12 protein-coding genes are annotated in these 12,994 nt (G+C 46.6%); 9 read left to right on the top strand and 3 right to left on the bottom strand.

Annotated elements, in window-relative coordinates:
• Positions 1 to 107 precede the first annotated feature (107 nt).
• The 8 genes from Q0757_RS03295 (at position 108) to Q0757_RS03260 (ending at position 7,513) form a co-directional block, all read left to right on the top strand.
• Positions 108 to 983 (top strand): Cof-type HAD-IIB family hydrolase, encoded by an 876-nt coding sequence (locus Q0757_RS03295; protein ID WP_298784726.1) that lies wholly within the window; start codon positions 108 to 110, stop codon positions 981 to 983.
• 295 nt (positions 984 to 1,278) lie between these two features.
• On the top strand, positions 1,279 to 2,217 hold the full coding sequence (gene cyoE / locus Q0757_RS03290) for a heme o synthase (protein WP_298784724.1): 939 nt from the start codon (positions 1,279 to 1,281) through the stop codon (positions 2,215 to 2,217).
• Positions 2,218 to 2,358: 141 nt separating this feature from the next.
• Positions 2,359 to 3,210 (top strand): DegV family protein, encoded by an 852-nt coding sequence (locus Q0757_RS03285; RefSeq protein WP_298784722.1) that lies wholly within the window; start codon positions 2,359 to 2,361, stop codon positions 3,208 to 3,210.
• 78 nt (positions 3,211 to 3,288) lie between these two features.
• Complete coding sequence (locus tag Q0757_RS03280; RefSeq protein ID WP_298784720.1) at positions 3,289 to 4,125, top strand: STAS domain-containing protein; 837 nt, start codon at positions 3,289 to 3,291, stop codon at positions 4,123 to 4,125.
• Positions 4,126 to 4,338: 213 nt separating this feature from the next.
• Positions 4,339 to 5,382 carry a fatty acid desaturase gene (locus Q0757_RS03275; RefSeq protein WP_298784718.1) on the top strand — a complete coding sequence of 348 codons (1,044 nt, stop codon included), beginning with the start codon at positions 4,339 to 4,341 and terminating at the stop codon, positions 5,380 to 5,382.
• 84 nt (positions 5,383 to 5,466) lie between these two features.
• Complete coding sequence (locus tag Q0757_RS03270) at positions 5,467 to 6,588, top strand: sensor histidine kinase (protein ID WP_298784716.1); 1,122 nt, start codon at positions 5,467 to 5,469, stop codon at positions 6,586 to 6,588.
• A 17-nt stretch (positions 6,589 to 6,605) separates the two neighbouring features.
• Positions 6,606 to 7,199, top strand: coding sequence for a response regulator transcription factor (locus tag Q0757_RS03265; RefSeq protein WP_298784715.1), 594 nt, complete (start codon positions 6,606 to 6,608; stop codon positions 7,197 to 7,199).
• A 101-nt stretch (positions 7,200 to 7,300) separates the two neighbouring features.
• Positions 7,301 to 7,513: a DUF896 domain-containing protein gene (locus Q0757_RS03260; protein WP_298784711.1), complete on the top strand. Its 213-nt coding sequence runs from the start codon at positions 7,301 to 7,303 to the stop codon at positions 7,511 to 7,513.
• Positions 7,514 to 7,567: 54 nt separating this feature from the next.
• Here the strand turns inward: Q0757_RS03260 and Q0757_RS03255 are convergent, their stop codons facing one another.
• On the bottom strand, positions 7,568 to 8,770 hold the full coding sequence (locus tag Q0757_RS03255; RefSeq protein ID WP_298784709.1) for a Bcr/CflA family efflux MFS transporter: 1,203 nt from the start codon (positions 8,768 to 8,770) through the stop codon (positions 7,568 to 7,570).
• A gap of 390 nt (positions 8,771 to 9,160) precedes the next feature.
• Between Q0757_RS03255 and Q0757_RS03250 the strand changes: the two genes are divergently transcribed.
• Positions 9,161 to 11,341 carry a malate synthase G gene (locus Q0757_RS03250; RefSeq protein WP_298784707.1) on the top strand — a complete coding sequence of 727 codons (2,181 nt, stop codon included), beginning with the start codon at positions 9,161 to 9,163 and terminating at the stop codon, positions 11,339 to 11,341.
• Positions 11,342 to 11,488: 147 nt separating this feature from the next.
• Here the strand turns inward: Q0757_RS03250 and yhfH are convergent, their stop codons facing one another.
• Positions 11,489 to 11,623: a protein YhfH gene (gene yhfH, locus Q0757_RS03245; RefSeq protein ID WP_298784705.1), complete on the bottom strand. Its 135-nt coding sequence runs from the start codon at positions 11,621 to 11,623 to the stop codon at positions 11,489 to 11,491.
• Between the two features lie 30 nt (positions 11,624 to 11,653).
• Positions 11,654 to 12,937, bottom strand: a complete 1,284-nt coding sequence (gene aceA, locus Q0757_RS03240; RefSeq protein ID WP_298784703.1) for an isocitrate lyase — start codon at positions 12,935 to 12,937, stop codon at positions 11,654 to 11,656.
• Positions 12,938 to 12,994: the final 57 nt, after the last annotated feature.

The raw sequence follows: 12,994 nt of genomic DNA, 5'->3' as shown, positions 1-12,994 counted from the left end.
TCTTCCTGCTGAAAACAAAAAAGTTGATGACTCAGATAAAGTGTTCGATAATAGAAGATACCAATTAAGACGGATCAACAGATCGAACGCATATCGGAGGAGAAGAAATGAAACTAATTGCAACGGATATGGACGGTACATTGCTGGATCAGAATGGAGAAATCAGTAAAGACAACGCCGAAGCTCTGCAGAGTGCTTCGGCACACGGCATTGATATTGTCATCGCCACAGGGAGGACCTACGAAGCAGCACACAGGCCATTGGAGTCCGCCGGCCTTTCCTACCCAATTATCAGCATGAACGGGGCCGTCACTTACAAAAACCGGCAGGAAATACAGCGTTCTGCCCCAATCACAGAAAGCTCCTGTGAGAGGATTTTAACCGTGAATCACGCTGCCGGTTCTTATATTGAACTTTTTACCAGTCATGGTATCTTTGCGCCTTCAAGAGAAGCGTATATGAATGTGGTTGTGGGAATGCTGCAGACCGCGCACCCCGAGCTGACGAGAGCTGCAGCACAGCAGTATGCTGAGCGCCGGCTTGAGGATGAAAATTTCCAGTTCACCGATGATTTCTTCTCAATACTCGACTACGAGGACATCGATGTGTATAAAATGCTCGCCTTTTCTTCAGAGGCTTCCGTGCTCGAACAGATGAAATACGATCTCCGGGGTGATAACGAGCTCGCTCTTACTTCTTCAGGCATGGGCAACCTTGAATTAAACCACGTACGGGCCCAAAAAGGCTTTGCACTTCAGGAGTTTGCGCTGGAGCGGGGGATCTCCCTTGAGGATGTTATGGCTCTTGGGGATAATTTTAACGATTTAAATATGCTCCAGATGGCAGGACGAAGCGTTGCCATGGGCAATGCCGTTCCGGAAATTAAAAAGGCATGTGGTTTTTCCACAAAAACAAATACCGAACACGGAGTCGCTCATGCTGTGCATGAAATGCTCCATGAATTAAAAACGAAAAGCAGCTGATACTCATGCCGTCCCCTGCCGGACGGCTTTTGTACGGGCAGCCCGGAATAAGTGCAGAGACCATCATTTTCATGGTTGCTCTGCCGGCTCGAGCCGGGAAGTAACACTTGCCAATACGCCGTTAATGTGAGAATATAATTTTGTTTGCTGAAAGTACGAAGTACATTTATACAATAATTTGTCATGAATCGTTCACAAACAATTGACAAGATAGCGAACTTTTTCGTCAATATCTCTAATTTTTACGACATATGTGATACATTAGTATCGGATGAACACGGTTGGGGGGAATAAAATGAAATCGGAAAATATCGAACGCACGGTTCAACAAGGATCCCTCGCTGCCCCGAAACAGGCACTTCGTAAAGTACTGGCGGAAACGATTAAAACAGGTATTATCAAATCCAATTTAATCGTTATGTTTGCAGGGATTACCCTTGCTTTATATATTCACAACATCGCTTTTTCCGATAAAATCGGAGCGATAGTCCTTGCCACGCTCGGCTCGGGTCTTGTTATCGGCGCCGCCGGCACGTTTAACAACTTATACGACCGCGATATCGATAAGATTATGGACCGGACGAAAAACCGCCCTACGGCGACTGGCCGGATGCAGCTAAAAAATGCACTTATACTGGGAATTGTTATGACACTTGCAGGATTGGGCTTTTTATATGCGGCTTCACCGCTCGCAGCCTTCTTCGGCTTTATAGGTTTATTCTTTTATGTTGTTCCATATACGATGTGGAGCAAGCGGCGCACGATTTACAATACAGAAATCGGAAGTATTTCCGGAGCAGTGCCCCCGCTTATCGGCTGGGCTGCTATTTCTAATGATTTTTTCCACCCGGCAGCTCTCGGCCTTTTCGTTATTATGGTTCTATGGCAGATGCCTCACTTCTATGCTATCGCTATACGAAGACACGACGAGTATAAAGCAGCAGATATCCCAATGCTTCCAGTAATCAAGGGAAACCGGCGGACTTATATTCAGACAAACGTTTACCTTGTTCTGCTGACCCTATCGAGCTTTCTTTTCCTTCCTGTCAGCAGCTTTATCGTTGGTGTATCCTTTGTATTAAGCGCAGCCTGGCTTGCAGCAAGCTTTATATGCTACCGGCGGATGGACAGCAAAAAATGGGCAACTACTATGTTTATTTTTTCATTGAATCATATGACGATTTTGTTCACTGTCGTAATTGGATTTTCCCTAATTGCCCTGTTTTTTAACTAAACATGTTCTGGCACCTGCACGGGCCCGGGCATGTTTTTCTTTACCAATGTTTTTATACGGAGCCGGCGGGGTTTCATTCGAAATCCCGCCTCAGAATCTGTATAGTGAAAACGTTATCAAATTAACATGAAAAAGAGGTGGATGATGACACAGCGTATAGCCTGGATCACAGACAGCACCAGTTCTATCGATCCGGAAACAGCCGCAAAGTATAATATTCATATTATTCCCTTATCTGTTGTGTTTGAAAATGAAAGCTATAAAGAAAATGTCGAGATTACCACGGAGGAATTTTATAAGCGCCTGCCGCATGAAGAAGCTTTCCCTACAACCAGCCAGCCTTCTGTGGGAAGCTTTTCCGAACTGTTTGAACAATTAAAGGGTTCTTATGACGCAGGAATCGCCATACATATCAGCAGTCACCTGAGCGGTACTCTTCAAACTGCCCAGCTCGCGGCAGAAACGACCGGATTTCCGCTCTTCACAGTGGATTCAGGGATGGGTGCCGGCAGCATTCGCCCCCTGCTGACGAGAGGATCACAATTAGCAGAGGAAGGAAGTACGCCGGAGGAAATACAGCAGCGGTTAACAGAGATGGCAGGGCATGCCAAAGGCTACCTGCTCCTCGGAAGCCTTGAACAGGCACATAAAGGGGGAAGGATCTCCCGCGGAAAGCTGATTCTTGGAACGCTCTTGAAGATTCATCCTCTTCTTACCTTTGAACGGGGCCAAATTGTTCCTTTTGAAAAAATTCGCACACGAAAACGGGCCGAAAATCGGCTTCTGCAGATTGCTCAAGATGCCATAGCATCCTCGCGGGTCGAAGACCTGAGCATTATTTATACAACAACAAAAGGTAAAGCAGAGGCATGGAAAAAAGAGCTGCAGGAGCTTTCCCCCGGGCTCTCCATTCATCTTTGCCCTCTCAGTCCGGTGATCGGTGTTCACGGCGGAGCAGAAACCATGGGGATTATGTGGTATGAATACAGATAAAGGGCTTGTGACTTTCTCTTCCAGACTCTATAATTAGACCATTCTGCACCATACTTTTACTTTGGAGGAATAATGCCCGTGCAATTTAATCAGGAAAAAGCTGACGGCTCCTTATATGATTATTTGATTGAACATATAGACACCATGCGTGGCACATGGTCTTCCGATTCCTCTTCTGGCAATGCTTCTGATGATTATACAAATCAAAAACTCGAAGAAATGAAAAAGGTTTTTGCCCAGGAGCTTGTGCATGTATTCCGGGAAGAAGAAACTCAATTTTACGAGCATTTTGAAGAAAAAATCAGTGCCATTGTGGAAGAGAATAAAGAAATGTGGCAGCCGATGCTCACTATCCAGGAAGAATTCACCTATTACCGCAACGCCATTTTAGAACAGATCCGCCTGTTTGTTCACCAGTATGAGGAAGCAATTCCGGTCGATCATGTGCTCGACTGGCAGCGCAAGGCACTCCAGGCTTTCGATTACGCCGGGCGGGCGTTCATGAAGGAAGCCATTTATCATATGAACGAACAGATGCAGCTGAAAGAAGCTATGATTCTGGAGCTTTCCTCCCCGATCATTTTGATTCAAAAGAAAACCGGTCTGCTTCCGCTCATTGGCCATATCGATGAACAGCGGGGCCAGGTGATTGTGGAGCATACGTTAAAGCAATGCACCGAAAGCGAATTAACGAGGCTGTACATTGACCTTTCGGGCGTTCGTGATATCACTACGTTTGTCGCTCAGCGCATTATGCAGCTTGCCACCGCCTTAAAGCTCGTCGGCGTGAAAACTACGCTGTGCGGCATGCGACCAGAGATGGCCCAGACTGCCGTCCAACTTGGCATCAGCTTTAAAGACATTGATATCGTTTCCGAGCTGACCCACGCACTGCAGGCAAACTACGCTTTATAAAAGCCAAAGCCTCTGAACACCTGAACGTTCAGAGGCTTTAGTCTGCCCGGAGTTTTCCGGCTGATTTTATACATATTTCGTATTTTTCACTTATTTCAACCCGTATATGACATTTGTCATTTTTTCTCCCTGACGTCTATGACTTACAGCCGGAGTCAAAATTTTATACCCTATTAATAGAGACATACCCGATAAAACAGGGAGCGATTAACCATGAGCAGACAAGAACAAATGCAATTGAAAAAGAGCGCTGCCCCATACGCTCATTCTGACCATAAAGCAAGCATTATTCAGCTGTGCAACTCCATTCTTCCTTTACTGGCCCTATGGGCGCTTGCGTATGCAGCGTATTCCATTTCTCCTTTTATTACTGTCGCCCTCGCAATTATTGCCGGAGGCTTTGTCGTCCGTACATTTATTATCTTTCACGACTGCACGCACGGTTCATTTTTTAAAAGCAGTAAGGCGAATGATCGAATCGGCACATTAACCGGGATCATTACTCACTTCTCTTATGCAAAATGGAAAAGAAGCCATATGATTCACCACTCCACGAGCGGCAACCTCGATAAACGGGGCACCGGAGATGTTTGGGTTATGACCGTCGACGAATATCAAAACGCCGGCAGATGGCTGCGACTCAGCTACCGCTTATATCGCAACCCATTCGTGCTTTTCTTTTTAGGGCCATTTTATCTGTTTCTTGTCGAAAACCGCTTCAACCGTAAAGGTGCCAAACGAAAAGAACGCCTGAACACGTATTTCACGAATATTTCTATTGTAGTTATTTACGCTTTGTTAATCTGGCTTGTCGGCTGGGCTGCCTTTTTCACCATTCAGATTCCTATGCTTTTTACAGCAGGGTTTCTCGGCATCTGGTTATTTTACGTCCAACACACGTTTGAAGACTCCTACTTTGAAAACGAAGATAAATGGGACTTTGTAAAGGCTGCAGTAGACGGAAGCTCTTACTACGAGCTTCCAAAAGTGCTTCAGTGGATTACCGGCAATATCGGCTACCATCACGTGCATCATCTCAGCCCGCGTGTACCGAACTATAATCTGGCAAAAACCCATGAAAACATTGAACCACTGCAGCAGGCTACAAAAATCACTCTGGGTACAAGCCTCACCTCTATTCGGTTCCGTTTGTACGATGAAGCAAACAATACGTTTGTCAGCTTTAAAGAAGCGAACATCCGGAGCAAAAGACAGGCAAAAGAGCCGTTAGCCTCCCCGTCCGATAAAAAATCTTAACAACAAACCCTTCTCTGTTACGGAGAGGGGTTTGTTATACTTAATTTAAAGAAATACGACGCCTCATGAAAAAGGAGCCCGTTTATGCAAAACTGGTTCGATATATTCCCAAAGAGCACCGGCCTCAGCCTGTACGCATGGATCATTTTTTGCTTGCTCCCCTTTTATTTTATTATCCGGTCTGCCACGTATTTTGAAATTATCCTTGGTGTCTTTATGATTCTTCTGTTTTTTACGACCTATCGTTTATCCTTTATTAAAAAGGGCTGGACGGTTTATTTATCTGTGGGCATTGAAATGCTTATCAGTATCGGCATGACCCTTTATTTTGGTTATGTTTATTTTTCCCTGTTTTTAGCCTTCTTTATTGGTAATATTCAGCATAAGGCAGGCTTCCTTACCCTGTACATTCTCCACCTTCTTACTACCCTGGCCGCTGTTGTCATCGGCTTTTACGTTCAAAACGAGCTGTTTATGATGCAGCTTCCCTTTATTGCCATCAGTGTCATCGGGGTTATTCTTCTTCCTTTTAATATCTACAACCGAAACAAACGCGAAAAGCTTGAAACTGAGCTTCACGAAGCGAACCAACGCATCTCCCAGCTCGTTGTTCTCGAAGAACGGCAGCGTATTGCCAGAGATCTGCACGATACTCTTGGACAGAAGCTTTCGTTAATTGGTTTGAAAAGTGAACTCGCCGGAAAATTAATAGATACTAAACCTGAACGGACCCAGGCGGAATTAACTGATATTCATCAGACCGCCCGCACCGCTTTAAAAGAAGTTCGTGAGCTCGTATCCGATATGAAAGGTGCGAAGTTGAGCGACGAACTTCTGCGCGTGGAGGAAATTCTTCAGGCTGCAGGTATTACTCTTCATGTAAAGGGCAGCGCCAGCTTTCACGAAGCTCCTCCTCTCATTGAGAACGTGCTTAGCATGTGCTTAAAGGAAGCTGTGACCAATGTTGTCAAACACAGTGAAGCAGCAAACTGTTATATTACGATCGATCAATCTACAACCAGCCTTTCCCTCACAGTCGAAGATGATGGCAAAGGCATTTCCTCCGATCAGAAATCCTGGTCCGAAAGCGGCCTGCAGGGCATTAAAGAACGCCTCGGCTTCATCAACGGCCAGTTTAACTATTATTCTTCCGAAGGCACAAAGCTTGATATTCAAGTACCTCTGGTCGTTCAACAAATTAAATAAAGGAGAGGCCGCCCGCTATGATAAGAATAGTGATCGTGGAGGATCAGCAGATGCTTTTAGGAGCCCTTGGTTCTCTTCTCGATTTAGAAGAAGATATGGAAGTCGTCGGTAAAGCAGAAAATGGACAGGAAGCCTTGGCCCTTATTGATAAAGAACAGCCTGATATATGTATTATGGACATTGAAATGCCGGTAAAAAGCGGGTTAGAGGCTGCTGAGGAGTTAAAGGAAAGTACGTGCAAAATTATTATTCTTACCACCTTCGCACGCACCGGTTATTTTGAGCGGGCACGAAAAGCAGGAATCAGCGGCTATCTTTTAAAGGACAGCCCGAGCGAAGAACTGGCCCAGTCTATCCGTATTATTATGAGCGGCAGAAAGGTCTATTCCCCTGATCTGGTGGATCTTGCATATAACAATGCCGCCACGCTTACCAAACGTGAAGAAGAAGTACTTGCGTTAATCGCAGAGGGAAAAAGCACCACGGCCATAGCCCGGCAGCTGTCTCTTACCAATGGTACTGTGAGAAACTATATTTCTGTTATATTTGATAAGCTTGAAGTAAGCAATCGTGTGGAGGCCGTCACTAAATTTCAGGAATTGAAGCATTAAGAGCTCCGCCTGCTGCTTGTGGTTTGCATATGCAGCAGGCTTCTGCTATACTATTTTTATACCATATACATGTATGGGTATAAAGCGAAAGGGGAATTCACATGATCGCAACGCTTCCTCGCATTAACGAACTGGCGAGAAAAAAAGTAAATCAGGGACTGACTGCACAAGAGCAGCTGGAGCAGAAGCAGCTTCGTGAAGAGTACCTTCAAATGATCCGCGGGTCGATGGAAGAGACACTGCTCACCACCACCGTGCAGGATCCGGAAGGTAACGATGTAACACCGGAAAAATTAAAAAACATTCAATCCTAAAATGCTTTGCTATACAAAGCCGGTACGCTTCCAACACAGCGTACCGGCTTTATTTTATTTTTTCTGCGGGCGTTCACTGAGCGTGCTGAACGCCGTCAGTCCAAATACGGTCGTAATAAACATAATAGCTCCCATCGGCACGGCTGTCGTTTCATCAATGCCGGCAAGCGGGGAAACTATTGAACCTATCAAAAGCGGAAGCATGCCGAGCAGCGCACTTGCACTTCCTGCCCGGTGGCCCTGTTTGGCAATCGCCAGCGTAAACGAGCTTGTCAGCACCATCCCCATCGCTGTCATGTAAATGAAAATAGGGATGACGAGCAGCGCGAGCGGGCCTTCAATGATTGTCATCGCGAGAAGAAAAGAACTCGCACTTACTGCCGTGATCACCGCCGTGCGAAGTAGTTTTCGTTCAGCAATAATGCCGGCCAGCCGGCCGATTAAAAAACTGCCGGTGATAATAGCCAGGCCATTAATGCCAAATAATACACTGAACACCTGGGCTGAGACCCCGTAAATCTCCTGATACACAAATGGCGTGCCGGAAACGTAGGCGAAGCTGCCCCCGTGCACGAAGCCAAGCGTTAATGCGTACCCGATAAAAGAACGATCCTTCCACAAATCACCAATGGTGCGGATCGTATATTTGAGTGAGCTCGGCGTTCTTTTTTCTTCCGGAAGGGTCTCTTCAAGCCGAAAACCGATGGTAATTACGATGGCAAGCCCGACGACCGCGAGAAAAAGGAAAATTGTCGACCACTCTGAAAATGGGAGGAGTAAAATGGCGCCTCCAATCATCGGAGCGGCCATAGGGGCGATGGCGTTAATAACCATCAACAGTGAAAAGAACTGGGTCAGTTCCTTTCCACTGAAAATGTCTCTCACCACCGCCCTTGAAACGACAATGCCGGCAGAAGCAGTTAAGCCCTGCAGCAGCCTTGCAGCAATCAATATGTATATATTCGGTGCAATTGCACAAATAAACGAAGCAGCCGCAAACAGCGTAATAGAAACCAGCAGCGGCTTTCTTCTCCCTTTTGCATCACTAATCGGGCCGACGATCACCTGACCGACTGCAAGACCAACAAGACAGGCAGTTAAACTAAGCTGCACCATGGAGGCACGGGCGTTTAAATCTGCCGCTATTCCCGGGAAGCTTGGCAGATACATATCAATATTGAGCGGCCCGAGAATTGCAAGCATACTAAGAATCAGCGCCAGACCGATCCGCTCTTTTCCTTTAGGATTCTGAATCATATAGAAGGAACACCTTTCTGCTTGAATTGGATCTTGCATCCGCATACAATTTCACAGCTTCTGTATACATTAGTTATTCTATCCCGTTTCCAGGCCCATGTATACCTCATTTCGCTATCAGCCTCAGCATAAGACCTGGTTATTTCTAATTTCACTCCATCACAAATATTCCAACGGGAAATACTACTCCCAATGCCATTGTGGGTACAATCATAAAATACGTTTCTTAAATTTAATTCACAATGCTTTCACTATACTAAAAAAAATTTTGTTTGACGAAGTTTTATAATTTTATATAACAGTGTTGATATTTATATAACTGTTATAATACAATGGTATTATATTCTGGGAGCAGCTTTTTCTGTTCTCTTACCTTGAAGGAGGAATAATATGAACACGTACCGATCGGCAGGCAGACTTCATGTGCACCCTTCTTTATATCAATTTATTAATGAAGAAGTCCTTCCCGGCTCCGGACTGGAACAAAAGCAGTTTTGGCAGGAATTCGGTCAGATAGTTCATGATCTGACCCCTGAAAACGAAGTGCTTCTGCACACGAGAGACAATCTGCAGAACCAGATTCACGAATGGCATCAGGCTCACCCTCAGCGGGACCCGGATCAGTACCGAACATTTCTTGAAAGAATCGGCTACCTTGAACCAGAGCCGGATGATTTTCAAATTGCCACGGAACACACGGACGAAGAGATTTCCATGCAGGCCGGGCCGCAGCTTGTCGTCCCCATCAGCAACGAACGCTTTGCCATTAACGCAGCTAATGCCCGCTGGGGAAGCCTTTACGATGCTTTATATGGAAGCGATATCATCAATGAAGAGGACGGAGCGGAGCAGCAGCAACCCTACAATCCTGTACGCGGGGAAAAGGTTGTTGCTTATGCTAAGCAATTTTTGGACGAATACTTTCCACTTCGCAGCCGTTCCCACAAGGACGCGGTCAGCTATTCTATTGAAAACGGGGGCCTCGAAATATCCTTTCAGGATGGCAGCAAGGGGCAGCTTCAACGTCCTGAACAATTCTCAGGCTACCAGGGCGCAAGCGCCCGTCCGGTAGCTGTGCTTTTAAAGCACCACCGGCTGCATATCGAAATTCAAATTGACTATAGTCACCCGATTGGTAAAACCGACCCGGCCGGAGTAAAAGATGTGGCTGTAGAGTCTGCGCTTACAACTATTATGGATTGCGAGGATTCTGTAGCTGCTGTAGATGCTGAAGATAAAACACTGGTTTACCGCAACTGGCTCGGTCTCATTAAAGGAGATATTAACGCCCGGTTTCAAAAAGGCGATAAAACAGTGACACGCATTATGAATCCGGACCGCAGCTATACGTCTCCTTTCGGCGAAGAATTTACTCTGTCAGGCCGCTCTCTGATGCTGAACCGGAACGTCGGCCATTTGATGACAACCGATGCCATATTAAATGAAAGGGAAGAAGAAATTCCTGAAGGCATTATGGATGGCGTCATTACGAGCCTTATCTCCAAACACGACCTGCTTGGAAACGGAAAATACGGAAACTCCCGCGAAGGTTCCATCTATATTGTTAAGCCAAAAATGCATGGTTCTAAAGAAGCTGCCTTTGCAAACAAGCTGTTTGACCGGATTGAAGATATGCTCCACCTCGAACGCCACACCTTGAAAATAGGCGTTATGGACGAGGAACGAAGAACAACGATAAACCTGAAGGCCTGCATCAGGGAAGTAAAAGACCGGGTAATGTTCATTAATACAGGCTTCCTGGACCGGACCGGAGATGAAATTCATACCTCCATGGAGGCAGGAGCGATGATCAGGAAAGGCGAAATGAAAACCTCTGCCTGGCTCGGAAGCTACGAAAAATCAAACGTACAGACCGGACTTGCCACCGGTTTTGAACAGCGTGCCCAGATCGGTAAAGGCATGTGGGCCATGCCCGAGCAGCTGGCAGCCATGATGGATCAGAAAGACGGGCAATTAAAAGCTGGGGCGTCCACCGCCTGGGTACCGTCTCCAACGGCGGCCACGCTGCATGCTCTTCATTATCACCAGGTTGATGTTCCGAAGGTTCAAAAGGATTTAAAGCAGTTATCTGAATCTCATCTTGATTCTATTTTAACTATACCCACTGCCGCTAATGCTGACTGGTCCTCCGCCGAGGTGCAGGAGGAGCTCGATAATAACGCTCAGGGTATTCTTGGATATGTTGTACGCTGGGTCGAGCTTGGTATCGGCTGCTCTAAGGTGCCGGATATCAACAACGTTGCACTTATGGAAGACCGGGCAACGCTTCGCATCTCCAGCCAGCACATTGCCAACTGGCTTCATCATCACATTTGCTCCAGGCAGCAGGTAATGGAAACATTCAAACGAATGGCCGCTGTTGTAGATGAACAAAATGCCCACGATCCCGAATACCGCCCGATGAGTCCGGATTTTGAGCAGTCAACCGCCTTTCAGGCCGCTTGCGATTTAGTATTCCAGGGATACAACCAGCCAAACGGCTACACCGAGCCTATTTTGCACAGACGCCGCAGAGAAGCTAAGGATCGTTTAAAAGCAGAAGCCAAATAGCCTCCTTTCTCCATCCTCAGGCTTTCCCTAAAGCGGAAAGCCTGAGGGTCTTTTTTGCACACCCGCATTCAGGCCGTTCTATTACATATGTATACAGAAAAAGCCGGCGCCCTGCTGTAACGCGGGGCACCGGCCGTATCTTTTCTGCTATTCTTCGATTTTGCTTAAGCAGTGATCACACTGGATCATTGGTGTTTCCTGATGCTCTGTCATTTCGCTTCCGCAGTCGCTGCAAATCATTGTCGGTATTTCTCTTTGATACTCCATCGTCGTTTCTCTCATTGGAAAAACCTCCTCATGATTTTTTAATAATTAACGGCTGAACTGACTCGATTCTGTCGATCCCTTCATCGCTGTCGTGGATGATTTTCCGCTTGAAATGGTAGTTGCTACCTGGTCGAAGTATCCTGTACCAACCTCACGTTGGTGACGCGTTGCTGTGTAGCCATGGTCTTCGTTGGCAAATTCCTTTTGCTGAAGCTCGGAATAAGCTCCCATGCCGCGTTCTTTATAGCCGCCAGCCAGTTCAAACATGCTGTTGTTAAGAGCATGGAAGCCGGCCAGAGTAACAAACTGAAACTTGTAGCCCATCTCGCCAAGCCGCTCCTGGAAGGTTTCAATTTCTTCGTCACTCAGCTTTGCTTTCCAGTTAAAGGAAGGCGAGCAATTGTAGGCAAGCATTTTTCCCGGGAATTTTTCGTGAATCGCATCTGCAAATTTCTGTGCTTCCTCAAGGTTTGGTTCAGAGGTTTCGCACCAGACAAGATCGGCGTACGGTGCGTAAGCAAGTCCCCTTGCAATCGCCTGGTCCAGCCCGTTGTTTGTGCGGTAAAAGCCTTCCTCGGTCCGTTCGTTGCTTCGGATAAATGAGTGATCATAGGCGTCGATGTCGCTTGTAAGCAGATCGGCCGCGTTTGCATCGGTTCTGGCCACGATAATTGTCGGCACTCCCATCACGTCTGCTGCAAGTCTTGCCGAAATGAGATTTTGAATAGCCGTGCTTGTCGGTATTAATACCTTTCCGCCCAGGTGACCGCACTTCTTTTCGGATGCAAGCTGGTCTTCAAAATGAACACCCGCGGCTCCTGCCTCGATCATCGATTTGGTTAATTCAAACACGTTCAGCCGGCCGCCAAATCCTGCTTCTCCGTCAGCTACGATTGGAGCAAAAAAGTTTGTTTCATCGTTTCCTTCGAGATGTTCAATCTGATCCGCCCGCTGCAGTGCCTGGTTGATACGCTGCACTACGTGCGGAACACTGTTGGCGGGATATAAGCTCTGATCCGGATACATATGGCCGGAGAGGTTAGCGTCAGCGGCAACCTGCCAGCCGCTTAAATAAATTGCTTTCAATCCTGCTTTCACCTGCTGTACAGCCTGATTGCCTGTAAGGGCACCAAGCGCCCGGACGAACGGGTCCTCCTGCATTAAATTCCAAAGACGATTTGCTCCCATATCAGCGAGTGTATATTCTACTTTGATCGAGCCACGAAGCTTCAGCACATCCTCTGCCGAGTAGGGGCGTGTAATCCCTTTCCACCGTTCCTCGTTCTCCCAGGCTTCTTCCATCTGCTTTACATCTTCCTGACGAATCATATGTCTCTCTCCTTTTTCTTCAGATTAAACAAATTGGAAATGCAGCTGCGCTTTCTG

It is taken from the genome of uncultured Marinococcus sp., from assembly GCF_947493875.1.
In the GTDB taxonomy this organism is placed as follows: Bacteria; Bacillota; Bacilli; order Bacillales; family Marinococcaceae; genus Marinococcus.
This window is presented reverse-complemented; position numbering and strand designations above follow the sequence as displayed.

Coding starts and splice junctions, on each gene's coding strand:
- Q0757_RS03295 (WP_298784726.1), top strand. CDS start 108: ATGAAACTAATTGCAACGGATATGGACGGTACATTGCTGGATCAGAAT.
- cyoE (WP_298784724.1), top strand. CDS start 1,279: ATGAAATCGGAAAATATCGAACGCACGGTTCAACAAGGATCCCTCGCT.
- Q0757_RS03285 (WP_298784722.1), top strand. CDS start 2,359: ATGATGACACAGCGTATAGCCTGGATCACAGACAGCACCAGTTCTATC.
- Q0757_RS03275 (WP_298784718.1), top strand. CDS start 4,339: ATGAGCAGACAAGAACAAATGCAATTGAAAAAGAGCGCTGCCCCATAC.
- Q0757_RS03270 (WP_298784716.1), top strand. CDS start 5,467: ATGCAAAACTGGTTCGATATATTCCCAAAGAGCACCGGCCTCAGCCTG.
- Q0757_RS03265 (WP_298784715.1), top strand. CDS start 6,606: ATGATAAGAATAGTGATCGTGGAGGATCAGCAGATGCTTTTAGGAGCC.
- Q0757_RS03260 (WP_298784711.1), top strand. CDS start 7,301: ATGATCGCAACGCTTCCTCGCATTAACGAACTGGCGAGAAAAAAAGTA.
- Q0757_RS03255 (WP_298784709.1), bottom strand. CDS start 8,770: ATGATTCAGAATCCTAAAGGAAAAGAGCGGATCGGTCTGGCGCTGATT.
- Q0757_RS03250 (WP_298784707.1), top strand. CDS start 9,161: ATGAACACGTACCGATCGGCAGGCAGACTTCATGTGCACCCTTCTTTA.
- yhfH (WP_298784705.1), bottom strand. CDS start 11,623: ATGAGAGAAACGACGATGGAGTATCAAAGAGAAATACCGACAATGATT.
- aceA (WP_298784703.1), bottom strand. CDS start 12,937: ATGATTCGTCAGGAAGATGTAAAGCAGATGGAAGAAGCCTGGGAGAAC.